Raw genomic sequence first — 26624 nt, forward strand, 5'->3', positions numbered from 1 at the left:
TTACGACCACAGGACGGCGAAATAGGAATCTTTGTCCCGCTCTGACACATTGTTGAATATTTTATAACTTGAGCCTTCGTACACAACGCTGTCTTTGGTCGCCAAGTCCTCCCGGTTGCCGATCCAGTACACGCCGTCAAGTTGGCCGATCATGCCCACCGGGTTATTCTCATACATCAGAAACGGGTACATAATGACATTTTCCAGGGTGAGCACATCGTCAAGGACGGTTAAGGTATCTTCCGGAGATATGTTTGTCGGCCACATATTAAGGTCGCCCAGCGTTTCCCTTTTGCAGTAGCGCCAAGCTCCATCCGGACGGCGAATGGCCACGGAGGAATTGATTCCGGTGCCAGGATGCGTAAACATGCCGTGGTCTGTACTGCTATCCGTCCAGGCGCCGTCAGCGTAATAGCTGCCGCCGATAAGTAATGGATATGGGTACTGGTTTTCAATGGCAATTGGGGTAAATAGGCCGAGATAGGCGCCTTCGTATTGAGTAGAAAGTTCTACCATGATAATAAACCGGCTGGAATTGGCACTGATCCAGTAGGTCATATGGGTGGCATCCACCAGCGGGATAACCGGCAATTTGTCCAGGCTAATAGCCCCCGGTTGTTCTGCCCAGCCAAGGCCAGAATCATAACCGGCGTAACCATTTAGCAGGATATTTACGCTTTCAGTTGTTTTCCCGGTTGTGGCGGCTGACATTTTCATACCTACGTAAATTTCATCATCGCCATCCCCTACGCCTTTGAGGATAACCCCTGTTGACGAGGTAATGGCATCCACTGATGCGGGCGTTAAAAGCGTCCAATTCTTCCCGGTATCAAAGTTTGAGGAATCAATCAAAAAAGAAACAACGCCCTTGAGCAATGCAAGGACGTTGTTGGCTGATCCAACGGTACAAGCCATGTAGATTCTCACCTACCCTAAATTTTTATAAGTTTACTCGCAATAGTTGCATTGTTTTTCATGTGGTTAATAAATATCTTTTCACCGACTCGACCTGACATGTATCGCCCTATATCCGCCATATCAAAGACGTTGACATTTTTTAGATGGATATTCGTATCACCGGACGCCAGAGTGGCCGCCAACTCCTGCGGTCCGGCCAACGTCCTGCCGATGGAACCGCCGTCAGCGAACTTGGCTTTGATATTGAGGAATTCTCTAGGGATTAAGCCGGAGTTTAGCCTGTCGAAGAAGTCTGTGCCGAACTTTTTAACGGAGGCTGTTTTGATGACATATTCACCGTTACTGAGGCCGACAAACTTCTTATAGTTGCCCAGGTAGGCTAAAATGCTGTCACTGGTGCCGGTCCCAGGCCCTTTGACCGGACCGCTATCCATGCTGCCCCCATCGGCAAACTTCGCAAGACTCCCACCTACGGCAAAGCCGTTTTTCATGCCCTGGAGCAGATAATCCAGGTAGTCACCGTCACCGGAATCACTGGAATCACCGGAAGCGTCCACTGAATTGTCTAATCCCATCAAAGAGCTCAACATAGCAGTAAGCTGATTAATAGCGGATGTATTAATACTCAGTGCGGTGGTGTTTGTGGCTGTGGTAGAGTTGGTGCTTGCGGCACCGGTATAATCGCCTAATCCAAACTTCGTCATAATGTCCTTGGTTATGGCTTCGGCGTATACTCTTTGAATGGAGCTTACAACGGTATTGGCGAGGTTTAGGAAGGCTTCTCCAAGCGATTGACACTTAGTAATGCCGTCAGTCAGGAAGGTGAGCAGGCCGCTTTCAAAGGATTCTTTAAACGATTGCTTGACCTGATAGTTAATATCGTTTAGCTTATTAAGCCTTTCACTGAGTTTCTCGGCTTCAGCAAGAGACGCTTTTAAAAAATCAGTATCCATTCCTTGGGGTGGATTTGCTATCAATGCCTTAAGCGTTGTTACATTATTGGCCGCATCTTCCCTTTTCACCGCCGCTATTTGGCTTTCCCGTTGCATGGAAGTTAAGTCAGGGTTTGACTCAATATCCTGTATTTTCTTCTCCAGGTTACTATCCAGTGATTTTAATAACTTATCAACGTAATCTTTGGCGTGATCCTTAAGCTCCAGTAATTTAAGCACAATTTTGTTTACAAGATCGGTAAACCCTGCACCTTGGGACTTTTCGAGGTCAGTCTTTAAGGTTGCAATATCGTCCTTTGTTTTTGCATCAAAGGCAGTTTGATATTGAGTGAGTGCATCGTTAACCGATATGGTGCCTCGGGCAACGTCCTGAATTAACTTTTCCTGCGCCATGCTTAAGGATTTAATAGTGTTCTCTATGGTAGCTTCAGCTTGGGTATAGTCCGCCTGGATTTCGTCATGACTTATATTCTCCTGCAGCAGCTTGGAGGAATCCGGCATGTTATTTTCCGTAAATTGCTGTTGTAAGGCCCTATTTTGCTTCAGGGAACGAAGTTTTTGAGCCTTGGAATATTGACCTTTATTCTCAAGGTTCGTAATTTCAACATCCATGGCCGCATCCGTAAGAGCTTGCCCAGCGGTATCCTGGGCATTGTTCAAACCTTCAATGGTGGTCTGGAGTTCAATCTCCTTCTGCCGGATCTGAGATTGTAGGTCTACAATCGCGGTTTTAACTTTTGTCGTTTCTTCAGTAGTATAATTTTTATTTGACAGCTTACTATTCTCGTTGTCTAATTGCTGTTGTAAATTAGCAATTTCGGCATCTGTCCTGGCAGTAGCAATTACCTTTTTCTGACGACTGTACTCTTTCGATGAAATTTTCTCTTCACCAGTTGCCGTCCCTAAATTGGTTTTTGTATTGCGGTTTTCAAGGGTTTGCTCCTCTTGCTTTAATTTAGCAATATGCTCTTGTAACTGACCTTTGGCAATGGCATTTGCTAATTCAATTTTGGCGTCCTTAAGGGCTTTAAGTTCCTGCTGCTCGTCCTTGAGGGTTAAGTTTCCTTTGGGAAGAGAAACAAAATTAGCTGTCCCAGCATTTAACATATCCTGCATTTCTTGCTGATAGCGGTTATTTATTATATTTTCCTTTGTTTTTTGTGAAAGGTAGCGATCATTGGAAATATACCTGCTACGAATTTCATACATTTTTTTTATAAGTTCCGCATCGTCTCCAGCACTGGTATTATCCTCTAAGGAATTGAGAGCTTCTTCAATAATATTTGTAGCAGTTTGCGGACCATGTTGTATAGAAGTTGACCACACAGCATTTTGAAGGCCGAAAGAATGTTTGTTTAAATCAAAATTATCGTTAGCAAGTTGATTAGCAGTTACATTATACCAATTTTCTTTGAAATATTTATATTGTGCATCCGCAAAACTTTGACCATATATGTCCGCTGCCTTTTTCCATAAATCTTGAAATTCCGCTGATCCAATTTCTACATCATGAGCGGGAATGCCAGCAGCTTTATCCCCCCCTGTAGTTAAATATGTTCCTGCCTCATATCCTTCTTTTAATAGCCATTGAACAAACCCAGCGACATTTTCAGACGTAAGTTGATGTAATCCATAGCTAACGCCGCCTGGATCACCTTGACCGGAACTAACTTCACCAGCTCCAGCATTTCCGGATTCATAAGGTTGGGATATGCTTCCTAATCGCTTGTCGGAACTATCAACAATACCTTTTCTTTTTTTATCTATTTTATCCAAGTGTTCGATTACTTTTTCAATGGCATAGCCGGCAGCTACAGAAATAGCCCCCCAAAGTGTAGCAGAGGCCAAGCCGCGAATAGCGGTTTTTACTGCAAATAAAGCCTTCTCCATTCTGCCGATTGCAGCTATAGAGGTATTAGCACCTGTCACATTGGCTATTGATGCTTGTGCGGCGGCTCTTTTTTGGGCAATTAATGCTTTCTCCGCATCAGAAATTTTTGTTTTCAACTTTTCATATAAAGGGATAGCCTTTTGTATTGCTGTCCATGCCAATAGTCCTGTTGCTACTGCTTGCGTATGTTGTATGATAAACTTTAAGATCGACAACACAAGGTTTAATGGCGGTAATAATACTGACCCTATTACCTTACCGGCTTCTTTTGTCTTTTCGACAAATAAGACGGTATTATCAACAATCTCTTTTATATTGCTTAATAAAGTAGGATTAAAGCTAACCGCCTTTGTTTTTTCATCAACAACAAACAAGGCATCCGTTATTCCATTGATTTCTTTTTTTATTTTGCTGAATACGGTTTCAGAGGCACTGCCGGAAGCCTGTCCAAACATAGCTTTAAATCGTTCTGTAGCTCCGGTCATTGTGTCAGGCCAGATAGTTGCAAGCGCTTTAAACCCGCTCATTTTTTCCATGAGATAATTAAATAAGCCACCAGCAGTTTGCTTCGCTTTTTCAACGTCCGCATTCGTAATACCCAGTGCTTTCGACACCTGGGAATTTTGGTCAATGTTGCCGCTTATCATGGAGCGTAACTCCTGGGTAATTTGCATCTCATTAGCCATTGAGCCCATCATAGTCTTAACGGCCTTCGTACCAGTGGTAGTAATTTGTACAATCTCTTCCATAGTCATTTTGGCTTGTAACCCTGGACCAAGAATTGATTGAAAACCACTTATCATATCTTCTGCCGGCAAACCAATTTTAACGGCATTTTCCTGGATTTGCTTAAGGGTCTGACTTGAGATTTGCATGGCCTGGTTTAGCTTAAGCTGCTCACCGTTAAGTTTGGTCATAGACATTAAAATACCGGCAACCCCTAACTGAGCAGTTTCCATCTGCTTATCGTAGGTAATGCCGGTACCGAAGATAGAACCCAAGGTATCTTTTACCGCTTGGAAAGTGGAAATGATTCCATACGCCGCCATGCCGACCTTACTAAAAGTACTTAACATCCCTTGGCCGCTTTGTGTAACCTTTTGATTAGCACTTTCGGATTGTCTACCAATCTCAGTAAGAGATTTGTTAAAGCCGTCGCCACCGGTAGACCCTGCAGCTTTAGTTTTGGCTGCTGATTGAGCCGCCGCCTCTGCTACTTGCCTAAGTGCCGTCAGTGCCTGGGCGTTACTGGCAGTTATCTTTATTTCAATTACATTATTAGCCATACTTCCCTCCTTTCGGACATAAAAAACCGCTGAACAGATCAGCGGTTAGAGGTTACAACTACAATTATATTATTTTTCGGTATTAATGATTCGCTGCCATTCAGACACTGTTTCTTCTGTCAATGCAATCATTACTGAGTATGCTTTACCCTTTAGTACTCTAATTTTGACTGACTTGCCATCCTGTATCAAATCTATTACATGTGATGGAATAATTAGCTTACTTTTTTTTAAACTGTTATCAAGATCAAATTGGTTGATTTTAAACAGTCTTACTTGATCTTCGTCAATAGTAATAATCGGAAGATCATCCACTTTAATTTCTATAGGAAGACGAAGCTGTTCTTCTGGAACAAAAATCTTATATGTAACATATAACGTATACGTTGGTTTACCATCTTCAAATTTTTTTGTAAATAAAAGTTGATTATACGTATAATGTTTGGTAAGAACCGAATACTCATTTTCGCCAGTAAACCTGTCCCGATAAGTAGTAATATTTGCATTAACAGGAATAACTCCTGAAAATAGGACTAAAAGCAGAAAAAATATGATTTTTCTCATTACCACAAATCCCCTTTTTGACTCAATACTATAACAAATAGTAATACCTGTAAAGGAATATTATGGTATCATCTTTTAAGTATAGCATCTACATACTTGGTAAAATCGTCCTTGTCGGCCCACACCCCGGCGCGAACGTCCTGCATATAACGAATCCGTTGCTCCAGTGCCGCTCCATAGAACAAGATCATTTGATCCAGCGTGTAGCCCTTAACCTCACTAAAGGAGTGACCGGCTTTTTTGAGTTCTAAGACGATTTCACTCCAGGTGATTTCTGTTTGGCCTTTATTTCTTCCAGAATCGGGGCCAAACGTTTCGTAAAAAAACTGTAGTTACTCTCAATAATCATGAGTAGCAGCATAAGGCCGTCTTCACCGTCAACGCCGTTATCTTTATTCAAATAAAACGCCGGTTCCTTGCCGGTATAAATTGCCATCAGTTCGGCAATCTCCGGGAAGTGGTTTTCAAAGATTGTGCCGATGTTTTCAATAAACTTTTGGTTAAGAATAAGGTTGCCGGAGTCGTTGAATTGCAGACCGTCGGCACTGATCAGCTCATAAAATCCTGCGCCCATCTTAGATAGCAATTTTACAATGCTGGGCAGCTCGGCAAAGGCAAAAGGCTTAATGGTGATTCTCTCCCCATTGATTATAACCTTTGATTCCGGCAGCAATATATCAAGCTCGCTGGTAGTTTCTTTTTTCTGTTTCACAGGTATTCCCCCTATTTTAAAATTATCTTATAAACAAAACAAATAAGGGTTAGGAATTAACCTAACCCTTACAGCAATCTTGCATCAACTTGTTAAAAAACTCAGTCATGGCTGTGATATAATGGTTAAGGACAGGGCTGTATCCCTGTCCTTAACTGAATACAGGAGGTGATTTCCAATGCGCCTTGAGACTAAACACTTCAAGTTCGAAGTCTCAATAGCGGATTTGCTTTCAATGATTAAGTTCATTGTCAGCTTCTTCCGTTAGCCTCCGGTGTTCCCCGAACGTCCCTGCTGGTAACAGGGGCGTTCTTTATGTTTCTATGCTTATTATATCCGATTAATGAGCGTTTTAACAAGTAAATTTTATTTAGCTCAATTTAACCAGCCGGTATAAAGGATCGTCCGGGTGATTCTCTGAATCATCCAGGCAAGTAAAATCAATACCGAAGGTGGCAAAATCATCAGAGATCATGCCAATTTCACCATTCGGCGTAATAGATACATGCCAAAATTCCCCGTTATACGTCGGTCCGTGAGACGGATCGCCTAAGAATAACAGCATGCCCTCCACACTACTGACAGTTGCCCCGGACACTTTCGGGAACGTAGCGGCAGGGACGCTGTAGCTGATTTTTACCTGCGATTCATCTTCAATAGATGAGGTAGTCGGGAAAGTAATCAATCCGCCACGCGCCTCAATGGTAGGTACCTTATAATCTTTCCCAAGGGTATAAGCGCCTGAAGACGGAGTAACTGCAATCGAATAAATGTCGTTAGCGGCAAAGCTCTTACCAGATGCGACAGTCAAAGTGACAGTTACTCCCTCGACTAGATCCTGCGCCTCACCGGTAGCTTCAATTTCTTCGCTATATACGCCAGTCAGCGATTTGCGCCACTTAAACTTACAACCCGAAATATTTCCGGCTGTGGTGTTGACGGCAGTAATAGCAATGTAATATGTTCCGGTAGTTGTGCCGGTATAAGTGCCGCCGGATGCCACTGTGCCTGTGCCAGTGACTGCGTAAGAAGCAGCCTCGCCGATTACCGGGCCAGTGGCCTCCAGTGGTTCCACAACTACATCTTTTACCTTGTAATATGGGAGTTGGATAGCCTGCCCCAGTTTAACCGTATACACTTCGTCCGTGATTTCCTGGGCTTCCTGAGTGATTACCCCCTCTTCACCATACAGGGCCAGGGCCAAGTTGGCCGGGTCAAATTCCGTCATGGTGATCGAGCCAGTGGCTCCAATTTCCTTGACCGCCTCGGCGTAAGTGCGCCGGGCTTTGTCCAGGGAAGATTTTTTCGTTACTTTCGTAACCTCGGTTTTAAATTTAAAATCATCGGTGCTGCCTATGTTTCGCAACCCGGTAGAATTACCATCATCGTCAAAACGGTCAAAATAGATAGGACCTGCGCCCAATAATAGATTTTTAGGACTCGGCGTACCAAATCGCTGCAAATCGAATACCAGGCTAGTCTTCTGAGTATCCATAATTTTTTCCACCTCTCCATTCGATATTTATAATCATGCGGCAGCCAAAGGTTGGACGGGTAATTGTCCCCGGAGAGACAATGCCGGAACATTCCAGCTTGACCGCCAAGTTAAGCTCCTCTTTTAAGGCGTTAATCCATTCCCTAAGGCTACCTAAGATAGCCATCTGCGCCTCATACTGCTGCCGGTAGACGTCATCCGGTTCAACATCATCCGATGCTACCCAGATGTCGCCCCATAAAACAAGGCTGCCCTGATACGGTTTGTGTACCGATAGGGCAGCCTCCTGATCCCACTGAACCTCCACACACGGAAATGGTTTCGCACTGCCTTTGCTGCCTGGGTAGACATTCCACGGCTCGGCAAATTCAGCTCGTGACTTTAAAAAGTCACTAAAATGTTTTACTACAGGCCACCAATACAGCATGTCAGCACCTCTGCATGGATATCGACAAGGGAAATTTGGATTTTTGACTTCCCCGTCCTAATAAAGTTTGTGCATTAATTTCCCCTTCGAGTTCAGTCACCCGTGCGGCGTAAACGCGCCGTTTCAGTTCGTAGGCATCCGCGGCATTTTCGCCGCCATTGCCGTTATTCATGGAAGCGTTAAGCGCAGCCTGCATCAGGGCGTACGACATGGCCAGCGTTCGCACTGCGTAAGGAGCAGGATTTGGTATCATAGCCGGGTCTACCCTAAGCCTAGCGGCGATATCGTCGATATAAGCCGTGCTTTCGTCAATATCTTCTGGTTTGAGTTGACGCTTTAGGAGTTCATCTCGCACGTCTTCTTTGTTAAAATAAGCCATTAGGCACCTCCTACCTGCCGGTTGAGCTGGGCAACCAGATCCGCAACGGCATGGGAAAATATCTGATTGATTTTGGGTAAAGCAGTTTCGCCAGCTTCATACAGAAATTGATCTTTCTGGGTGCCTGGATGCCAGACGCCTTTAGCAAACACAAATTTGCCGCCACTGGCCCACCGGAGTGCCTTTTTTGCTCTCGGCAATATTTGATGCGGCTTTGTCCCTTCATGTACAAAGAGAGCGTATGGAGCCACAGACTCAGTAGGCGAAACCGTGGCTTCCATTTTTGCTGCATCCACTTCATATTCGATGGATTTTTCCAAATTAGCTTTAGGACTGCTCCTGAACCGATGCTTCGCTCGTGCAATGGCCTGAACTTCCCGCGCCGATTTATTTAAGCCAAGAATGATCGCCTCATTAGCCAACTCCCGCGACTTATCGGCCGCCACCAATAAACTCAGATAATCCAGCTCAAACTCAATGTTCATTATATTATTAGGAGGCTACTGTCATAATCCGGATGCTATCAATCGTCTCGAAGCTCGGCAGGCAGATCGCGGACACAATGGTCTGGATGTTGACAGGATGCGGCTCGGCATAGGTGGTTACCGCGGTACCGGTATTTACGATGGACACCCTTGCCTGGGAAGCATTGGTCAGTAGATCGGCCTCTTCCGGAGTGGTGCCGAAATAGGTATTGCCCAGGTCGCCTTCCGGAATCAGAGTAAACACATTGTCCGGGAAAAACTGTTGCGAATCGCCGCCCAGTGACAGCAGGTATTTTTTCGTATACACCACAACGGTAAGCCCCAGCTTGTCCAAAAAGTATTGCTTAAGCAGGTTGTCCGTCATGATGATGTTCAGGCCACCGACCGGGTTCATGTCCTTCTTAATTTTTTCATTCTGCAGCAAATACCCCCAGGTTTTCCGGCTGCAGACCGCCCGGGTGGGGCGGTTGCCGGTTGCCTCCTCCGCGGCATCCATCTCAGAAAGAATTTGCTCCACCGGATTGGAATTTTCGGTATCGGACCACATGTCAGTGCCCGTCAGGGTGGTTTTTTGCGAAGAAGCCATCAAGTAATCGTAATCATAGTCAACGCCTTTTGCGCTTATACCGATCGTGCCGGCAGACAAAAGCTGCATCCGCATGCGTTCCGCGACGACGGTAACGCCGTCAACCAGGTTGGTGGCATCATCAAAGATCTTTTGGATAATGGGTTTCAGGATATCTTTATTTCTTGCTTCCATTGCCATCAAAATCTGCTGGCGGTCTTTTTCACCAATACGCATAGCCTCGCGGAAGAATGGCATTTCAGTTTCAACCCGGGACACGCCAACTCGATCCCTGATAGATGCTTTGGTATCAAATTCAGCCGGAGCCAGCGCAACTGGTAAGCCATTGCTGCCTTTGATCCAGGCAAGGTTTAAACCCAGTTTTTTGCGTGGGGGAAACAGTACTTCGCCAAGGTAGGGAATTTTATTGGAAGCGGTCTCCGTGTAGTACACGCCGATTTCATCAGCGTTGATCATGTCAAAAATATTCATTCGCGTCATCTCTCCTTAATTCGATTTATTTCAGAAATACAATCCGGCCGGCAAGCGCTGTGGCCGCCTCGGTAGTCGGCGCCGATGGAATTTTACTGGTCTCAATGAAGCCATGGATAATCATGGCACCGCTACGGGCCCCATGCGTAACGTCGACATCATTAAACAAAACACCCTCGGCATCCGCGTCATTTTGAACGGTTACCGAATATGTCTCCGGATCTGCCAGCGCCTTGCCGCCGGATCCGCCAACAATCGTACCCGCCTTAACAATCTTTTTCCCATCAGAATTGGCTGTAACATCGGTATCGCTCACTTTAACCGGAACAGCCACATAATGGTCGGGAAACCGCAGGATATTTTTCGTGCCCAGATAATCGGTCTGTGTAAATTTCATTATTCATTACTCTCCTTTACCAAAATAAAATGCCTGTCCTTTTTGTAGGGCAGGTGTTTGCTGAGTAGTCACTTGCTGGGCAAGCGATTTGCCAAAGGCACCGGCTTCGCCGCCTTTGCCATTGGCTCCCCCGCTGCCACCGCCGCCGGGGTTTTGGTTATTAATCACAAATTCCGGATTGGAATCCAGCCAACCCTTGACGCCGGCATTGACTTCCATTTCCTCACCATCGTCTTTGAGGAATGCCAGGGTATCATCGTCATTGACCTTGACTTTGTCGGCCAGAATCTTCAAAAGCTGATCTGGCTTGATGGCCTTATGTTCGGTAAGCGCTGCTAACAATGCCCGGTTCCGCTCGCTGCTTTGCCGCTTGGAGCGTTCCTCTGCGGCAGTTTTTTCCGAAGTGGCCTGGGCTTCCGTTGCTCTCTTTAGGTCACGCTGCAGCTTGGCAATATCCTTCTGTAATTGGGATATTTCCGGGGCACCCTTGCCGCCGGCCGCTTTTATGGCTTCCTCTTCCTTAACCTTAAGCTCGGCAAGTGCCACCTCCACGTCCTCCACATCATCAGCAATACCGGTATGGTCATGGAATTTTTCTAAGCGATCCGTGGTTTTTTTGAGTTTTTCCTCAGTTTCTTTGAGCGTTTTGCTTAGCGTCTTATACTGCGCGCCCTTCTGAGCAATTTCGCCGTCTTTGGCGGCAACAACGGTTTTTAGGGCTTCCGCATATTTAGAACCTTCCGGCAGTTTGGCCAGCGCGGCCAAGAGTTCTTCCAGTGTCAATTAGGTCATCCTCCTTTAATTTGGGGTGCAAAAAAAGCGCCTCTCGGCGCTAGCGGCTATTGCGGATACTTGCGCATCCGAATCACCTCCTTAACGGCATCAAAAAAGCACCCTTGCCGAGTGCTAAAAATTAACCTTTTGCAGTTTTTAATTCGGCCAGAATCCTTTCATATTTTTCAATTCTGGCATAATCCTTAGCCGAAGGGCTCTGAATACGTGACAGATCCATGTTATGCGTCATGTCCGCAATTTTGACGGTCAGAGCAATCGGGTTTCGCTTTACCCGCTGAATATAATCCCCATACTCAACACCCGGGCGTTTGGTCAGTACGTCGATCGCAACCACAACCGACTCAGGCAAACCATTCTCCCGCAATTCCTCTAGAGTAACCGGCGTATCCTCAAGCACATCATGCAGCAACGCTACTGTTTTTTCTTCTTCCGTTTCAACTATTTTAGCTACAGAGATAGGATGCAGAATGTAAGGCTTACCGCCTTTATCTATCTGCCCAGAGTGAGCTATTGTCGCCAACTTTAATGCCACTTGTACTATGGAATCTTTTTCCGCACTCAATGCCTATCGCCTCCAATTAAGGCAAAAGCCACCCAGTTTATATTTATTGGGTAGCTAATGAAAGCGCCTAAACTCTATGTTTAATTTGCCGGAGTCCTCTTGCCAAATGGCAAAAACATATTGATGATCAAACTTCTCATCTACATTTTTGCGTTCCCATTGGGGCACAAAAACGGCTTCCTCATCAGGATTGATTAACCAACCGCTGAGATCCTCCACATACATATCATTAACAACTTTGTCACGACCTTCGCCACTATCAATGAAAAAGGATTGACCGCGCTCCTTTGCCTTTTGTTGAACAAATTCTATAAACTTATCAGATCCCTTTTGCAATTCGCTCACTGTCATCATTTTTCACCTTCTTCCTTATTGGCGTTGAGATACGATTGATTATAAATCCCATCTTTCAAAATCGTAACAAACTGATTGTCGGGAGAGGTAACTACAATGTCGTTATCTTTTCGGTAAAATAGAACATCACCTCGTGCACCACCAGGTCCTTGGCCACGAAAAGTTCCAACACGTTTTTCCTGATAATCCGTAAAAATAGCGTTAATATGCGCTATCAACCAAGCACGGTCATTTGGATTACCTGCATCTAACCCATAATCCTCGGCATGTTTGCCGATCTTTTTGCCAATTTGTCGTTCATTTATTATAAGTATAACATTTCCATTATTACTTAACAACTGTTTCAGTTTCTTCATGGGCTTCGGATCTTTATGTCCATGCCAATGCCTCAGTCGCTTCTGCCACTTGCCGTCCTGCTCAAAATTCCTCAAGTTGTCAATTCCCAGCATGTCCCTGAGGTTTTTAGCATCCTGCGCTTTCAGCCAGGCAGCCCCCGCATCCGGATTAAACCTGCCGGGTTCTGCTTCACCTTTGTAAAGCACAATCAGGTTACAGGTACAAAACGGGTGCGCCGGATGAGGTGGCATCTTATCTTTGGGATAGTTCCCGGCACCCATACCGTAGTGATCCACCTTAGCATGAAAATCACAAATATCTACCCTCGGATGCCGGGTAGACAATCGCCAGCCGAAACCTATCACTAAAGAATCGTCATAATTCTTAGCATAAAACATATCCGACCAGGCCCGAGCCGATTCCGTAATCGCGATGCGGTCCGCGTAATACCGCGCCTTTTCCTGTACCGCAACCCAGGCCGCTTTCTCCATGGCTTTTTCGTTCAGTTTCTGCGCCGCATCCACTAATTGCTGATAAGCTACCTTCAGCGGCTTGTCCCGCTGCTCCATTTTCTTCAGTTGCTGCTCCGCCTTGCGTACGGCCAGGTTAAACTCGCGGGTGATGCTCGGATCACCGCCGGCCGCCGAACGAGCAGCCACAACCAGGCGCTTCAAATATTGTGGCAGCTCAGCGCCGTTTATGACCTTCTTGCCGCTATTGTAGCCGTCATAGAGATCCATTGCCATCTGCCGTACGGTTTTCCCTTTCCGCATAGCCGCCGCAACTGTGTCGATGATCGCCTGACGCATTTCTTTTGACGTGCCGTGCAGCCTTTTAGAAAGCTTCATTTTATCCGGCGCCCAGTAATCGCTGAGTATGTACTTGCGAACCGTCGTTTTCATCTGCATACTTGGGATCTTTATGCCGTAACCAAGTAAAGCAGCTGTACAGATTGTATCGATAAGCTGCTCGAAATATTGGCCGGTAAACTCAGTATTGGCCAGAGCGTTTTTAATCGCTTTGGCCAACGGCAAACCGGTATTAACCTGCCGTATAATTTCCTCAACCAGCTTGTCACCCAATTCGCTGCCTTTACCCATGTGCTGTCTTAGCAAAGAGAGCAGTTCCTCGCGGTTCATTCAGGAGCACCTTCGAAGCCGACGGCCTGTTGTACCTCTTCGTCCTGCTGGTCAATATCCTCCATAACGGCATCGAACCGGTCTTCAGGTAGATGGGCCAGATAGACCTCCACGGCTTTTTTCTTGACCTCTTTCTGAAATAAGCCGCCAATCTGAAGATCCAATGCTTTCGTCACATCGTCAAGTGCCTCGGCCACATCCACGATGCCGAAATCATCCGGATAGACACAGGAGTAGCCGATCGTGGAGTTAGTCCATTTCTCAAACAAAAAAGCCATCTTCATTTCGGCATCTTGACAGTTTTCGGCTAAATCGGCCAGCGCCTGGTTAGTATTTTCAAAATCCCATTCCTTGGCTACGCCGGAATTCTTTTGCTGGACGCCGACAACGCTGGTAAGGCTGGCAATCCGGTAGATTTCTTCCACCAGTCGCTTAATTTCATCCTGAAGCAAAATGGCCTGCTCCGCTGGCGGGGCGATGTAGGAAGGCGAGGTGCTCGCCAGGCCGTCATACCCTAACGCATTTTCGGTACCGGTGACGATTTTATTCAACTCATCAAATCCGGCATTGTCGGTAACGGGATAACAGAGCGTCGCAAAGGCCTGGTTGCGTAGCAATTCCCGCAGTTCGCTGCATAAATTAAAAATTGCGAGGTTGATCCTCGCAATCGATAACATATCGCCGATTGGCTGCATATCGCCTTCATCCGCATCGGTTCCAAACAGGGGAATGACCGGCACCACTCCCAGCTTGTGCTCCGTTTCCACCGTTTCACCTTCCGCTTCCCTCTCCCAGGATGTTGTCGTCCAGGTCCAGCGCTCCGTGGTATAGGAGACAGCCGCGCCGCTCGCCCGGCGCGCATAAATCTCATAGGTGATGGAGGTTAGTACGCCGGCCTTGTCACACTCATAGGCTTTGACCTGTTTGGGAAACACCAGATAGGCATAAGGAAACGCTCTTTTTTCTATGGCTTCGCCTTTGTTCGGCGGCTGATCCGGGACATTATCCACGACAATAAAGCATACGCCGTGCAGTTTTGCCTTTTTAAGCGCCCGTTTCATGAAGCGCTGAATTTTGGTGCCTTTGCCATCAACATCGTTTTGGAACTTCGAAAACATGGCGCTGTCGGTTCCCTGCCCTTCCCAGTTTCGGGCCGCCACTTTCCGGAATACTGGATCGACCAAGGCATTGATGACAGCTTTAACATAGTTGGCGTAATACGATAGTGCCTTACGCCGACCGTACTTGTCTGGAGTCTCCCGAACGTGCGGGATTAAGTAGTCGCCGTTCAAGAAACCGCCGCCGCCGGTATAGGCGTCATCCAGTAAGGTATACTTGCAATTAGCTGGAAAAAAGGGAACACTTTTTATTTCAACTCTTTCTTTCTCTCCCAAAATCTCACCTCCCGCTTAGTAAATATCAAGGCGACCGGCAACCATTTTGGCCTTCGGTTCCCACAGAGCCAAAGCCAGACCATCGCCAATATCTGGCGATTTCAGTCCACGCTTTTTCATATCTTCTTTTCTTTCCAGTTCAATTTCGCCGTCGGAGTTTACCCGGTACTTCCGGTTGGTCAGTTGACTAATTTGCGCGTTATTGTACCAAAGTGTCAGTTGGTTCTGACGCAGCATTTCCCGAATCGCGCCCCACATGAGGCCGGTGCTGTTAGCGTACCGAACTGGATCCTCCTTAGAGAGCTTGCCGCCGGCGCCGCCGAAGTGGCCTTCGTATACTTTGACATGGACCATTCTTTTCTGTTTTACAACTTCCGACACGCGATCATAAGTACCTACGCCCAAGCCGTCGCAGTCCACCCGCACTGACATGGGAATATGACCATATTTACCGGTATACCGGTCCAGCATTTGAATAGTTCGCCCAGCCAATTCCATGGTGTCATTGTGATTGTATATTTCCGGCTGCTGCTGAACCTTTCGATCAAATACAGGGCATAGTACAGATTGGTCATCACCAAACCGGGCTACGTCGACGCCGATGTCAATTCGCCGCGGCACAATGATAACCGGTACTTTGACGCTGTTACGCTCCACCCAATCAAGCGGGATGAAGCTGTCCGGCATGGCTTTCGGAAACTGACCGGCGACACGCACCCGAAACACATCGCTGTCTTCGCCGAACATATCAATGATCATCTTAATATATTTCTGGGTTACCCTGGGCGAGTTACGACCATCGATGTGAAAGGTGCTATACATTTCCCGCTTGTCATTGTGGCTATCATAAAACCAGCCGGCGAGCTGCGTCGGGTTGCCACAGGCCAGCAGCCTGGCGCCTTCCGTGGAAAGTGCGCCTAATACCGGTTCAAAAATTTTATCTGTTACCCCTGAGGCCTCATCGATGACATAGAGAACATGATCGGCGTGGAAGCCTTGCAAGGCATCCGGCTTAGTCGCCGTCCGCGGTACCGCAAACCATTCCTCACGCTGTGCTTTATGATAAAACCGTTTATCGGTCCATTCGAACAAAAACGAATCGGCCGCCTGGCGGTTCCATTTATTAAGCTCCGCCCAAAGAATATCATGGAGCTGGTGCTGTGTCGGCGCGGTGCAGGGCACTTTGGGAAACGGCCGAGAATACATAAACCATTTAATGATCCAGGCTTCCACTGTTGACTTGCCCACACCGTGCCCGGACCGGACGGATGTAAGTTGCTCTCTGGCACAGCTGTTCAGAATCTCTGCTTGAATATCATCCGGCGTTGCGCCGATAACCTCTTTGACATAATCGACAGGGTTATCCGTGTAGTAACTCATAACATAAGGCTCAAGCAGCAATTCTTCTACGGTCAGCATCGATTCGCCCACACTTCCTGCAAGCGCTGCGCATGCTTCTTGGCAATATCTCCGCCTTCGCCTTTAGCCTCGCTTTCAATGCTCTGCTTTAAGGCGACCCACCTTGCCTTTTGCTGTTGAACCCGAGTCAGGCCATCCTCAATCCGTAAAATCTCATCAATGGCCTTGGAGTGCGTCTCCGTAATGCTAGTGATCACCATCTTAGGCACCGGCACCATGACGGTTTTAGTTTGGGCCGTCTTTTCGTCATACATTTCCACAGCCTGTTTTTCTTCTCGGAGTTCGGAAACGATTCTTTTTTCCTTTTCCGTCAGGCCATCCATCAAACGCTTGATACGCTCCATCATGCGACGCTCGCGGAAAGTGAAGAAAATAATCTCCTGTTCGGCCTGCACTAATGGATCCGTATTAATTTTGCCAAAAAGAGCCTGCTCTTCTTCCGTCAACGTATCGAACCAAATGGTTTCAAACTCGCCGGTCTTAAGAGCGTTCTTGCTGCCGAGTGGCGGGCCGCCTTTGTTGCCGACGGCGTTTTTATTTCCTTTGGGTGCGCCGTGTCCTTTAGCGTTTTTGTTACCGAAGGGCGCGCCGCCTTTTTTCGGGTGCACACTTTTTTCATTTTGGGTGCACACTTTTTCTGTTTCGGGTGCACCCTTTTCCTTACGACTCCACCCATGACGTTTCTGCCATGATTTCACGGTATTCAGCGACACGCCATACTTATCTGCAATTTCCTGGTATTTCATGCCAGCAAGATAGTCCTGCTTGGCTAGTTCATTCTTTTCCGCCATTTACACTTGTCACCACCCCCACGCGATAATAAAAGCTTAAAGCTCGTCGCGCTGGAGATCGATGTCCAGTTCGATGAGCTTCTTCAGATCATCCACACTATTTACCTGGATATTACCTTTTTGAAAATCGCTGACCCACTTGGCGATACCGGCCTGTACAATTTTTCGGTATTTAGCCTTAGATTCTGTTATGCCTTCGATAATCGCCGCTTGCTGCAGCAAGAGTAAGCTTTCTTTATCATTCTTCGAACATTTGTTTGTATTAGATATTGCCGACACCCCCATCCATGTTTTACAATGGATTGTGAGATAGTAGCCTACAGCAACCGTGGCCACGGCGTTACCTACTATCTCCTGCCGGGAGTGCCCGGAGAAGGACGGATGTTGGTAGCATCCGTCCTTTGTCTTTTTAACTGTCTTTCCAGCGTATCAGCCCAATTATCGCCATACAAAAATACAGGGCGAATAGCAATGCTTGCGCGTAAAGCTCATGCCATGCATCATAAACTGCCCAGAATCCATTTGTACAGCACCAAATAGCAAAACAGCGCCGGTCTTTCCTGATGTTGAGCCAAGTGCCAAATAACGCGGCACCGGCAATCCCCCATGATAAGTACTCTATCATATCAGTACTGCCTTCAGACCGGCAAAATCTTCCCAACGCTGGATAATCACATCACAATACACCGGATCGAGCTCCATCATATAGCATATACGCTCGGTCTGCTCCGCCGCCATCAGCGTGCTGCCGGATCCTCCAAAAAAGTCGGCCACAATCTCACCTGACCGACTTGAATTCTGTATAGCCCGGGCACAAAGCCCGATCGGTTTCATCGTTGGATGCTCGCCGTTCCGGAGTGGCTTCTCAAACCGCCAAACCGTTGACAGACCATCATCTCCAGCCTGTAGCACTTTATACGACGGTACCCGGATTGTCACCGTTTGAATACCGGCCATAAAAGTAAGCAGCACTCCTTCACCGTCTTCTCTGACGCTGATTGGTGCTGCTTCTTCTATTACAGTTCCCTGCTTTCGTCCTCCATAAAAGCGATGCGGAGCGCCCGGCTTCCAACCATACAAAATCGGCTCATGCTGCCACTGGTAATCCTGCCTGCCGAGTACGAATTGATTTTTAGCCCACACCAGACACTGCTTTAGGAGCCAGCCGGCATCCTGGAGGGATCCGCGGAAATTACTGCCCTCAGAATCAGCGTGGCACACATAAATGGCGCCACCCGGCTCAGTAGCTGCAGACATATTCTTAAATGCAGCGCAGAGAAACTGATTAAACTGTTCTGCCGGCATGCTGTCATTCTGGATGGTCAGCTTATCGGCCGTTCCCCCTTCGTACGCCACATTATATGGCGGATCCGTGAACACCATTGCTGCCAGTTTGCCAGCCATTAGCTTTTCCACATCCGCCAGCTTGGTTGCATCTCCGCATAGGAGGCGGTGCCGGCCAAGCTGCCATACGTCACCGGGCTTCGTTATCGGTTCTTTAATCTCGGCAGCGGCTGCAGCTGAGTCGAAGTTGTCTTCACATATCTCGGCGGTACGGAAATCGGCAAGTAGATTGTCGATCTGCTTGCCAGAGAAGCCGGTCAGATCGATATCAAAATCAGTCGAACCGATCTCAGCTAATAAGCTGGCCAACAATGAATTATCAATCTCTGATATCTCCGCAATGCGATTATCTGCGATCAAATCGGCCCATTCCTCGGCCTCTGTGGCATAGTCTTGACGGTCCACAGGTACTTGGCCCACACCTAAAAATTGAGCCGCCAGCAGCCGGCCGTGGCCGCGTACAATAAAACCAGAGCGGGTGCTCACCGTGATGGGAGCACGCCAGCCCTGGTTTTTAATAATTTTGGCCAATAATTCGATTTGCCTTTGCGGATGCTGGCTCGGATTACGTGGATTGGGCACCGGAACGATAATATCAACAAGTTCGTCAAAGGCACAATAGACTGGAATATTGTCTGCTAAGACCAAATTACTTCACCCCACAAAATAAAACGGAGCCTAATCAAGAGGCTCCATATCATCCAAATATACCCATGCGGTAGGCCCGCCGGCAAATCGTTCGATTTTCACTTTATCGGCAACGTGTTCTGATTGTGCAATGATGCTTACCACGGTACCTGCCGGCCAGGTACCAGCACCCCATTTTATACTTGCTAACAGCTTACCTTTCATGATTTCTGCCCCCTCGATTTAGCGTTGTTGTATTAATCACTTACTATCGACTAATTGTCAAGGGGTTATTACTTAATTAGCGCAACTATATTTTCCGCCACCATCTTTGTGGCAGTTTGGCCTATCAACACGCATTAATTCCTTATAGTTTTCTTTCTTCGGTCGCCGCTTGAAGGTGATGCATCGCTTGTCAACCAGGTAGGCTTCCGTCTGACAGAGTAGCTTGCCGGCATCACAGAACCGGCAGTCGGTTTGGTTGCAGTGGGGCATGCGGTCACCTCCTGAGTTTTGAGATAAAAAGAAAAAAGCCCTTATGGGCTAAGAATATAATTTTTTTACCTACTCTGTTTCTTTTTCTTTTCAAAATAATCTCTATATCTTGGATATAGCTCAACGAGATCATCTTGCGGAAGTCTTTTATTATACCATTGCTTTGATAAATATTCTGTAAGTCTTGGGCTACTATCTCCTCTGATGAGAAGTATGTCTTTGAGCCGCTGGATTAAATCATTCATACTAACAATAACGTATTCTTGTGTTTTATTATCTCGAAGCAGTATTTCACTAAATTGAAGGTCATAAGCTATTATCACTACAGGGGAATTTCGTGTTTTGCGCGAGAGAATCTGAATAAATGCCGATACTGATTCTTCATCATCAATCTTGGCTAATTTTATTATTGTGTCTATCGATATAGGCTTTACCTGGACTTCATTAAACACACTTTTTCCACATAACGACATCAATTCTCTATGTGGAATAAAAAAATTGTAATTCAGGTTACCAATGTTAACTATATATGATCTTGTCTGATTATGAATTCCTACAACTTTTGCTCCACATTCTTTTATATAATTAGTAACCATAGGCAAAATGTTTCTCATTACAATTGGAATATCTACGTGTTCGACATTTTGTCCATTAATATAACCTGTATTAGCTAAAAACCTTATCGCGCTTGCTTTACCCTCCCGGTGCAAAATATCGCAAATTTCCTTAGTAACTACTAATGGCATGTCTTTATGTTGTTCAACGTAGACATCTATTTCTTCTAAAATTTTACTGCGCTTATTTAGAAACAATTGGAATTTATCAAAATCTGTTTCGTTTTCTCCTAAATAGCGACGATACAATTCTTGAACGTCAGCAATCAACTGTTTATGTCTTGTTGCAATAACATCAGGAACTAATATTGGATAATCATTGATTTCATTATTCATTCCTTCTATCATACGAACAATGCCACCAAATTTTGCATTTAGTTCCTGCTTTAATCTAGCTTCTCTAGCTCCCTTTCTTAATTGGGCCTCAGACTTATTAGATGTCTTCTCAATACCAAAAGTATCGATACAATCTGAACCAACGTTTAATGTAACTGAATTTCTACGATTTTTTATATAATAAATATATCTATTGGGTGCACTGCAAAGTGAACAATTATCCCATAATTCCCTTCTATCTCCCTTATCTAAAGGAGGTCCATCTCTTCTAATCCATTCTTCTCCAGCAGTCTTAACAATATTGTTAATATCGTATTCTAATATTCTCTGCAGGTCTGTTGAACACTGTTGAGTCAAACTATATGTAATGCGCTCATTACTAAGTAAAAGAGCATGCAATTCGGGGAACTGTTTAATAACTTCACTATGAATTAGCAAGACTTGTTCCCTTTGTTTCAAGAGTAAGCGATTTGATTTTTCTTCCAAAATCCTACACCTACCTCATATATATATTCCTTTTACTACATATTCGCCAAAAAGGGAATCAATTCCTGCACCACATAACAAAAGCCGCCCTGCTTGGAGCGGCTAAAAATATCCTGTTTTTGGATACACCTTTATGCGTTAATTATAGGACAGGAAACAATTAATTGTCAACATCTTTTTTAGGTCTCCCTTTTTTCCGCTGAAGTGGAGAATAATATCCATTCAACCGCTTAAACAATTCAGTTGTTGTAGGTTTTTGCAGCAACTGCTTCTTATTCTTATTACCTTTAGTCCTACTTCCTCCTCCCGGAGCTGGCGGCCCATTAAGGATTGAAAACTCAGGATTAGAGTTAGGCAAGGACTGAACGAATGTTTCCTGCATTAAGCTTGGAATATCATCAATTTCTTCGTCATATTCATACCAGACTTCTGTCTTGCATTTGGGGCACTTGCAGTGATCTTCATCTATAGCGTCCATCATAACAAAGCATTTTAAGCATGGCCAAGGTTTTTGCATTATACCCCTCCTGTTTTAGTTTCAATTACATCCGTTGTGAAATCACCCCTCCGCCTTTCTCATCGCCTCCAACGTGCTGTTTGCCGGAGACTCATGCCCATGAAAAAAACTTGCAAAGCTTCCATGTCTACTGGCTCTCCCTCCCGTTATTTTCTTTTCCGTTCCCCTATTTTTAGGTAAATATCAGCAATAACAACACCCGCTTTGGTCAGCTCAGCGTCATTTGCTATAAGTCCCCGCTTGTTCATAACAGCCAGTTCGCGCCGGGAAATGAGCAGTAAATTTTCAAGTGTAACATTCTGCTGGTTCCCATCAGCAAAGATCAGCACGTATCCCTTAGGTACCGGTCCATGAGCTGCTTCCCAAAGCAGGATATGCTTACCTTTCCATGTGCGAGGATCCGCGATTTTGATTTCCACATACCCATCAGCATTAGTTCGCTCGCTCCCTACGGGCCTGTAATTCCAAGGCTTATGTCCCTTAGTGAACTGAGTGGGCTCCCAGCCGCCATTTCCCTTTTTACCCTTATTATGAGGGACGTGTCCTTTCTTGAATTGCGTGGGCTCATAGCCAGTATTGAATCGACAATCCCGCTCATTACGCAAACCGTGGCGGAAGGCCAAAGAAATCATTGCTTTGGCCTTTATTTCCAGCCCAAACTGCTGATTAAACATATCAGTCAATTCCGGATAACTCCGCCCCTCTATGTTGGCCGCGATATACGCAATTTGCTCCGCGGTATATTTTTTGTTCATCGGTCGTTACTCCAGTAGCATCGGTGGAATTGGGTTAGCCTTACCAACCGAATCAACCGCAATTTTCGCCTTTAAGACTAGCGTTCCATTAGCGATGATTTGCTGAGCAACGTCCGTCACAGCTCTCGCCCGATTAATCTCTTCGGCAAGCTTTTCGCCGGTCAACTCCTCATCACCGAGCCTTTCAAGCTGCATGAACAGGTGATTATTCAAATCGGAAAGTCTATTTTGCATAATCGTATATTCCCTCCCATTATTTGTGTTATTTTCTGTAAGCTGATAACTCTAAAAGAAATCTAAAAAACAATTGTTAAGATAAAGTCGTACCGACAAAGGTGCTCAATAAACATTTGAAGGAGGCGATTTCTATGTTGTTTAAAAATAAAGCTGTTTTATCTCTTACCTTAGGATTGGTAATGGCGTATGGTGCAGGCACTATGTCTGCCTATGCCGCCCCGAACGATCAGATTTCTGAAAGACCGCCGATTGTCCAAAATCAAGATCAAAACCAACCTAAACCGCCCATTGATGGAGAAAAATGCAAGAACCCAAACCATCATAAAGACCCCAACTGTAAGAAAAACCATCCGCACGGCGAAAGGTGCAATGTAGACGATAAAAAACCGCTTCCGCCTAAAGATGACCAGAATAAAAAACCTGTCCCTACCAAAAAACACGATGATAAGAAACCTTTAAACCCTGAATTTGAGAATCAACAAAATATGCCTAATCGAGATAGATAGATCTTTTTAAAGAGAAGTGGTTAAGCCGCTTCTCTTTTTTTGCTGCCTGCTATCAACTGCCCCACATCTCGTTTCTCACTTTTTTCAAATTAGTCAACAGGAGCTTGAGCTGCGCCTCATGCGGCCGGAGCCAACGTTCCGCTTCATCCCGGTATTCCTGCGGGGTACGAAACCCGCAATCCCCAGAAGGATCAATGTGGGGACGTAGCGCATACGCTTCTGTGCCTTCCACCGGCAGCAGCCTGGCGCCCACGCAGCGGAATCCCAGAAGTGCCTCCCAGAGCTTAGGCTCAATCTTGTCGGCAAGGACCAAAAGCGTAACCCAGAGCTCGTTATCATCATCGATATCTGTACGCGGATCCAGGTACATCTTGCCGAATCCATTGCGGTACACCGGCTTGCCAAGTTCCCTAAAAACCTCATATTTCACGGATGTTTCAGCCGGCGCGGTCTTTTCTATCGGCTTTGCCGGCACATTCCCAAAGAGGTTATTTTGAATTGCCAATCCCAAAGAAAACACCTCCAAAATTTCACAGGTGGGCATTGTGGGCACATGGTGGGCACTCTTTCAAGGCAACAATCCAGATTTCATAGGGCTTCGCATACATTGTGCCCACCTGCCCACCCTGCCCACCTCTTTTTTCTACACATGCGCGCGCGACGCGCGTGTGTGTGCACGCACGCGCGTATAGGGGGTAAAATCGAGGTGGGCAGGTGGGCATCACTATATTTTCTTATTAAGAATCCAGGATTTATAAGGCTTTGAGCCTGCCCACCTTCTGCCCACACAGTGCCCACCTTGCCCACCTTTTCACTCGTTTTTCTCCTCTTCTTTACATAAAGCATTAAAAACCACCATTCTAACTCGCTGATTTCCCCATATTTTTTTCACAGAAAACGTCTCTTTGCCCCCGCCTTTGTTTTCCCGTTGAATAAATCCCTTCTCCGCAAACTCCTTAAGCGTCCGGCTCACCGAGAACCCATTATCCTGCAACGCGCTTTTCAGAATCGCAGGCACCACCCAGTACTGCTGCTTCACGGCATCATAATACCCGTATTTCTCCTGGTGGCAGTTATCCTTAAACCGGTCCACATTCGACGCTAGCCACGCAGTAGTAAAATCAAATGCCCGATCCACGTAATCCGCTTCCTGTGCCGCGCCTAACAGTTCTACGCCAGTCACCGCCATGCGGATCATCTCCTCCTGCGCCTGTTCCTCCGGTATACCCCATACCCATTGCCTCGCCCAGAAGTACGCAACGCTTAGCATGGCAAGCGCGCTGATATGGGGCTGTACAATATGCGGCCATTTATCCTGCAGTTGTCGGTACACGCTGGCATATTCCTTGTGCCAAAATTCCTTGTCTTTCCGCAACTCCTCCATCACGTGCCGCATAAAGAGAACGCCGGCATGCCCGTGATGCATATCTGTCACTCGGTGCACATTACTGGCCTCTTTTTCATCCGGCAGCGGGACTCCGTAGAGTTCCAACGCCCGGGTTCGCACCCCGGAATGGGACGTGTCCCCGGCCAGCGATTCCTCACCGGTCGTCAGCACCACCAGATTCCAGAAAGCCTTGGCTTGCAATCCGCCGCCCTTGTCGCCGCGGGTCTTTCCCTGGCCAGCCGATACTGCGTACACCAGCTTGTCCAAAAACTCCTGCTTGTCACCGGCGAGCTGCCTCTCATCGACACCCAAGGGCAGATTGTTTAGAAACTGGCACGTCCGCTCAAGGCCGACCTGTGTTGTATTAAAGCTGACCATGATCCGCTCCGGATTGCCCCAGACACTTAAAGCAGCTTTCATCGCCGCGGTTTTCCCGCCTTTGGACGCACCCCAGACATGAATAATAAAGTTTCGGTGCCCAATCACACTTAAAAGCGGTGAAGCGAAGCTTCCGGCCAGCATCAGCTGCGCAATCGGATTCTGAATCACATACTCGAGGCAAGTCCTCCATGTGGTGAAATCCCCATTCTTTTCAAATCCATTGACCAAAAAACTCATACCGCGCTTGGCATCCATGTCCAGCGCAATATCACTGGCGTGACCCGGCAGAAATTGCTCTTTCCCTAACCAGCCTAAATGAGAAACCGACTGCACCGTCGGCAGAAATTCCATATTCGCCGCCTCCATATCAAACAAGTACGATACCATTTCTTTAGCGTTTTTGCTGGACACGGGCATGCCTGTGTTTGCCAATTCGGCAATCTTGGAGTACTGGAATAACGTTGCTTTTTCCGCCTTTAGAAACTCCCACTTTCCATGGCGCCGCCACGACACCTCCAGCTTTTCCGTGTTACTATCGATGTCGATCAGCCGCTTGGTTACAATGACAGGCAAGGGCGAAATCTTTTCCTCAATCCCCTTTTCATCCAGGCCAAACACGCCATGCTCCGAATAGCGCCATTTTTCCGGCTTGATCGGCGCGAACGGCTGGTCCTCAATCACCTTTTCCGCAAGACATGACACAATCCGGATATCTATGGGATTGGCCATGCCAAAGGCAGCTGTCCATGCTGATTGAAAAATCTCTTCGCCTGCCAGATGTAAGTCTGATGGATCCTTATACCCTTGTAACGCTAATGAATACACCTTTCCGGTAAAATGACTATCAAGTAATCCAATACAGACTTTTTTCAAAAACGTTTCGCCGCCCTGGTCCGGCTCTTTGAATAAATATACATTTAGATCCTTTAAATATGCTGACCATGTAGACTGAAACGTGTCGGCGCCTGGCGAGCCTAAGGCCGGAATGTCATACTTCCACAGTGTATGGCAGTCCGATTCCCCTTCTACCAGTATTACAAACCCCTTTTCTCGGGCCATACGGAGCCGCCACAAGCCGTAAGGCTGCACCTTGGACCCTTTCATCCAAGAGAAGCGTACAGCGCCTTTAAGCGAGTGCCGGTAGCGTGTGGCGACCAGGTTCCCCTTCTCGTCCATGTAAGGGACTGCCATGCCTTTGACTGCGTTTTTTAGGCCGTATTCATACAGCTTGGCAGCATCCAGCTGCTTAGCGGCCGCATACTCCTCCACGGTAAACGCCGGCTTCTTAACGCGCGACTTAGACTCAGTTTTAATGCCGGCGAAATCCAGAATCGTCTTGTTTGCCTGCTCCTTGGTCATCCCTTTATATTCTTGCAGAAAGGTCCAGGCGTTGCCATTGGCGCCGCAGGACAGGCATTTATATTGACCTGTTTTAATCTTGATGCCAAAACTAGGATTCTTTTCGTTATGAAAGGGGCAAAGGCCGTGGAGTTCATCGCCCTTAGGCTTAAGCCCTGTTAAGTACTGCGAATAGAAATGTTTCCAATCAACAAGCTGGTCTATGTTCTCTTGCACATTTCATCAA

General features: G+C 46.5%; 29 protein-coding genes. 1 reads left to right on the plus strand and 28 read right to left on the minus strand.

The genetic code is table 11. The features are described from left to right. From SATMO3_RS28465 to SATMO3_RS28590, 26 genes are all read right to left on the minus strand, one after another. Positions 1–915, minus strand: coding sequence for a hypothetical protein (locus SATMO3_RS28465; protein WP_371374370.1), 915 nt, complete (start codon positions 913–915; stop codon positions 1–3). A 17-nt stretch (positions 916–932) separates the two neighbouring features. Then, on the minus strand, positions 933–5048 hold the full coding sequence (locus tag SATMO3_RS28470; RefSeq protein WP_371374373.1) for a hypothetical protein: 4116 nt from the start codon (positions 5046–5048) through the stop codon (positions 933–935). A gap of 69 nt (positions 5049–5117) precedes the next feature. Continuing rightward, the gene (locus SATMO3_RS28475; protein WP_371374375.1) at positions 5118–5612 is read right to left on the minus strand and encodes a hypothetical protein; all 495 of its coding nucleotides are present in this window, start codon (positions 5610–5612) and stop codon (positions 5118–5120) included. A 247-nt stretch (positions 5613–5859) separates the two neighbouring features. Then, positions 5860–6324 (minus strand): hypothetical protein, encoded by a 465-nt coding sequence (locus SATMO3_RS28480; RefSeq protein WP_371374378.1) that lies wholly within the window; start codon positions 6322–6324, stop codon positions 5860–5862. A 370-nt stretch (positions 6325–6694) separates the two neighbouring features. Continuing rightward, the gene (locus tag SATMO3_RS28485) at positions 6695–7819 is read right to left on the minus strand and encodes a hypothetical protein (protein WP_371374382.1); all 1125 of its coding nucleotides are present in this window, start codon (positions 7817–7819) and stop codon (positions 6695–6697) included. Continuing rightward, positions 7800–8246 (minus strand): hypothetical protein, encoded by a 447-nt coding sequence (locus SATMO3_RS28490; RefSeq protein ID WP_371374385.1) that lies wholly within the window; start codon positions 8244–8246, stop codon positions 7800–7802. Before SATMO3_RS28490 ends, SATMO3_RS28485 begins: the two co-directional genes overlap by 20 nt. Position 8247: 1 nt before the next feature. Continuing rightward, a complete protein-coding gene (locus SATMO3_RS28495; protein ID WP_371374388.1) occupies positions 8248–8625 on the minus strand; it encodes a hypothetical protein in 378 nt (125 codons plus the stop codon). Next, positions 8625–9110, minus strand: coding sequence for a hypothetical protein (locus tag SATMO3_RS28500; protein ID WP_371374391.1), 486 nt, complete (start codon positions 9108–9110; stop codon positions 8625–8627). Before SATMO3_RS28500 ends, SATMO3_RS28495 begins: the two co-directional genes overlap by 1 nt. Positions 9111–9117: 7 nt before the next feature. Further along, complete coding sequence (locus SATMO3_RS28505; protein WP_371374393.1) at positions 9118–10167, minus strand: major capsid protein; 1050 nt, start codon at positions 10165–10167, stop codon at positions 9118–9120. Positions 10168–10192: 25 nt separating this feature from the next. After that, positions 10193–10564 carry a hypothetical protein gene (locus SATMO3_RS28510; protein WP_371374396.1) on the minus strand — a complete coding sequence of 124 codons (372 nt, stop codon included), beginning with the start codon at positions 10562–10564 and terminating at the stop codon, positions 10193–10195. A 6-nt stretch (positions 10565–10570) separates the two neighbouring features. Beyond that, entirely contained in the window at positions 10571–11347 is a 777-nt protein-coding gene (locus SATMO3_RS28515) for a hypothetical protein (RefSeq protein ID WP_371374398.1), read from the minus strand. A gap of 130 nt (positions 11348–11477) precedes the next feature. Further along, positions 11478–11921: an HD domain-containing protein gene (locus SATMO3_RS28520; protein WP_371374400.1), complete on the minus strand. Its 444-nt coding sequence runs from the start codon at positions 11919–11921 to the stop codon at positions 11478–11480. 54 nt (positions 11922–11975) lie between these two features. Further along, positions 11976–12275, minus strand: coding sequence for a hypothetical protein (locus tag SATMO3_RS28525; protein WP_371374403.1), 300 nt, complete (start codon positions 12273–12275; stop codon positions 11976–11978). After that, positions 12272–13750: a hypothetical protein gene (locus SATMO3_RS28530; protein WP_371374406.1), complete on the minus strand. Its 1479-nt coding sequence runs from the start codon at positions 13748–13750 to the stop codon at positions 12272–12274. Before SATMO3_RS28530 ends, SATMO3_RS28525 begins: the two co-directional genes overlap by 4 nt. Beyond that, positions 13747–15144: a hypothetical protein gene (locus tag SATMO3_RS28535; RefSeq protein WP_371374409.1), complete on the minus strand. Its 1398-nt coding sequence runs from the start codon at positions 15142–15144 to the stop codon at positions 13747–13749. The genes SATMO3_RS28530 and SATMO3_RS28535 overlap by 4 nt, the downstream gene beginning before the upstream one ends. A 15-nt stretch (positions 15145–15159) precedes the next feature. Continuing rightward, entirely contained in the window at positions 15160–16575 is a 1416-nt protein-coding gene (locus SATMO3_RS28540; RefSeq protein WP_371374411.1) for a terminase, read from the minus strand. Beyond that, on the minus strand, positions 16557–17354 hold the full coding sequence (locus tag SATMO3_RS28545; RefSeq protein ID WP_371374414.1) for a helix-turn-helix domain-containing protein: 798 nt from the start codon (positions 17352–17354) through the stop codon (positions 16557–16559). The genes SATMO3_RS28540 and SATMO3_RS28545 overlap by 19 nt, the downstream gene beginning before the upstream one ends. Positions 17355–17390: 36 nt before the next feature. Continuing rightward, the gene (locus SATMO3_RS28550) at positions 17391–17690 is read right to left on the minus strand and encodes a hypothetical protein (protein ID WP_371374417.1); all 300 of its coding nucleotides are present in this window, start codon (positions 17688–17690) and stop codon (positions 17391–17393) included. Positions 17691–17763: 73 nt separating this feature from the next. After that, positions 17764–17979, minus strand: a complete 216-nt coding sequence (locus SATMO3_RS28555) for a nicotinamide mononucleotide transporter (protein WP_371374420.1) — start codon at positions 17977–17979, stop codon at positions 17764–17766. Beyond that, on the minus strand, positions 17976–19346 hold the full coding sequence (locus tag SATMO3_RS28560) for a site-specific DNA-methyltransferase (protein WP_371374423.1): 1371 nt from the start codon (positions 19344–19346) through the stop codon (positions 17976–17978). Before SATMO3_RS28560 ends, SATMO3_RS28555 begins: the two co-directional genes overlap by 4 nt. Before the next feature lie 30 nt (positions 19347–19376). Beyond that, positions 19377–19550: a hypothetical protein gene (locus tag SATMO3_RS28565; protein WP_371374426.1), complete on the minus strand. Its 174-nt coding sequence runs from the start codon at positions 19548–19550 to the stop codon at positions 19377–19379. Between the two features lie 72 nt (positions 19551–19622). Then, positions 19623–19820, minus strand: coding sequence for a hypothetical protein (locus SATMO3_RS28570; RefSeq protein WP_371374429.1), 198 nt, complete (start codon positions 19818–19820; stop codon positions 19623–19625). Positions 19821–19885: 65 nt separating this feature from the next. Further along, a complete protein-coding gene (locus tag SATMO3_RS28575; RefSeq protein ID WP_371374432.1) occupies positions 19886–21256 on the minus strand; it encodes a hypothetical protein in 1371 nt (456 codons plus the stop codon). A gap of 160 nt (positions 21257–21416) precedes the next feature. After that, on the minus strand, positions 21417–21773 hold the full coding sequence (locus SATMO3_RS28580; RefSeq protein ID WP_371374436.1) for a hypothetical protein: 357 nt from the start codon (positions 21771–21773) through the stop codon (positions 21417–21419). 146 nt (positions 21774–21919) lie between these two features. Next, positions 21920–22528: an HNH endonuclease signature motif containing protein gene (locus SATMO3_RS28585; RefSeq protein ID WP_371374439.1), complete on the minus strand. Its 609-nt coding sequence runs from the start codon at positions 22526–22528 to the stop codon at positions 21920–21922. Positions 22529–22534: 6 nt separating this feature from the next. Beyond that, entirely contained in the window at positions 22535–22762 is a 228-nt protein-coding gene (locus SATMO3_RS28590; protein WP_371374443.1) for a hypothetical protein, read from the minus strand. Positions 22763–22896: 134 nt separating this feature from the next. Here SATMO3_RS28590 and SATMO3_RS28595 point away from each other — a divergent pair, with 134 nt between their 5' ends. Further along, positions 22897–23271, plus strand: a complete 375-nt coding sequence (locus SATMO3_RS28595; RefSeq protein ID WP_371374446.1) for a hypothetical protein — start codon at positions 22897–22899, stop codon at positions 23269–23271. 52 nt (positions 23272–23323) lie between these two features. Here SATMO3_RS28595 and SATMO3_RS28600 read toward each other — a convergent pair whose 3' ends face one another. Together SATMO3_RS28600 and SATMO3_RS28605 are read right to left on the minus strand one after the other, a co-directional pair. Beyond that, positions 23324–23824, minus strand: a complete 501-nt coding sequence (locus tag SATMO3_RS28600) for a hypothetical protein (RefSeq protein WP_371374448.1) — start codon at positions 23822–23824, stop codon at positions 23324–23326. Positions 23825–24082: 258 nt separating this feature from the next. Continuing rightward, positions 24083–26614 (minus strand): DUF927 domain-containing protein, encoded by a 2532-nt coding sequence (locus SATMO3_RS28605; RefSeq protein WP_371374451.1) that lies wholly within the window; start codon positions 26612–26614, stop codon positions 24083–24085. Between the last annotated feature and the right edge of the window lie 10 nt (positions 26615–26624).

The organism is Sporomusa aerivorans (assembly GCF_041428895.1).
GTDB classification, from domain to species: domain Bacteria; phylum Bacillota; class Negativicutes; order Sporomusales; family Sporomusaceae; genus Sporomusa; species Sporomusa aerivorans.

Coding starts and splice junctions, on each gene's coding strand:
- SATMO3_RS28505 (WP_371374393.1), bottom strand. CDS start 10,167: ATGAATATTTTTGACATGATCAACGCTGATGAAATCGGCGTGTACTAC.
- SATMO3_RS28495 (WP_371374388.1), bottom strand. CDS start 8,625: ATGGCTTATTTTAACAAAGAAGACGTGCGAGATGAACTCCTAAAGCGT.
- SATMO3_RS28475 (WP_371374375.1), bottom strand. CDS start 5,612: ATGAGAAAAATCATATTTTTTCTGCTTTTAGTCCTATTTTCAGGAGTT.
- SATMO3_RS28525 (WP_371374403.1), bottom strand. CDS start 12,275: ATGATGACAGTGAGCGAATTGCAAAAGGGATCTGATAAGTTTATAGAA.
- SATMO3_RS28585 (WP_371374439.1), bottom strand. CDS start 22,528: ATGAACAAAAAATATACCGCGGAGCAAATTGCGTATATCGCGGCCAAC.
- SATMO3_RS28580 (WP_371374436.1), bottom strand. CDS start 21,773: ATGCAAAAACCTTGGCCATGCTTAAAATGCTTTGTTATGATGGACGCT.
- SATMO3_RS28595 (WP_371374446.1), top strand. CDS start 22,897: ATGTTGTTTAAAAATAAAGCTGTTTTATCTCTTACCTTAGGATTGGTA.
- SATMO3_RS28485 (WP_371374382.1), bottom strand. CDS start 7,819: ATGGATACTCAGAAGACTAGCCTGGTATTCGATTTGCAGCGATTTGGT.
- SATMO3_RS28500 (WP_371374391.1), bottom strand. CDS start 9,110: ATGAACATTGAGTTTGAGCTGGATTATCTGAGTTTATTGGTGGCGGCC.
- SATMO3_RS28590 (WP_371374443.1), bottom strand. CDS start 22,762: ATGCAAAATAGACTTTCCGATTTGAATAATCACCTGTTCATGCAGCTT.
- SATMO3_RS28470 (WP_371374373.1), bottom strand. CDS start 5,048: ATGGCTAATAATGTAATTGAAATAAAGATAACTGCCAGTAACGCCCAG.
- SATMO3_RS28530 (WP_371374406.1), bottom strand. CDS start 13,750: ATGAACCGCGAGGAACTGCTCTCTTTGCTAAGACAGCACATGGGTAAA.
- SATMO3_RS28465 (WP_371374370.1), bottom strand. CDS start 915: ATGGCTTGTACCGTTGGATCAGCCAACAACGTCCTTGCATTGCTCAAG.
- SATMO3_RS28555 (WP_371374420.1), bottom strand. CDS start 17,979: ATGATAGAGTACTTATCATGGGGGATTGCCGGTGCCGCGTTATTTGGC.
- SATMO3_RS28490 (WP_371374385.1), bottom strand. CDS start 8,246: ATGCTGTATTGGTGGCCTGTAGTAAAACATTTTAGTGACTTTTTAAAG.
- SATMO3_RS28565 (WP_371374426.1), bottom strand. CDS start 19,550: ATGAAAGGTAAGCTGTTAGCAAGTATAAAATGGGGTGCTGGTACCTGG.
- SATMO3_RS28545 (WP_371374414.1), bottom strand. CDS start 17,354: ATGGCGGAAAAGAATGAACTAGCCAAGCAGGACTATCTTGCTGGCATG.
- SATMO3_RS28570 (WP_371374429.1), bottom strand. CDS start 19,820: ATGCCCCACTGCAACCAAACCGACTGCCGGTTCTGTGATGCCGGCAAG.
- SATMO3_RS28510 (WP_371374396.1), bottom strand. CDS start 10,564: ATGAAATTTACACAGACCGATTATCTGGGCACGAAAAATATCCTGCGG.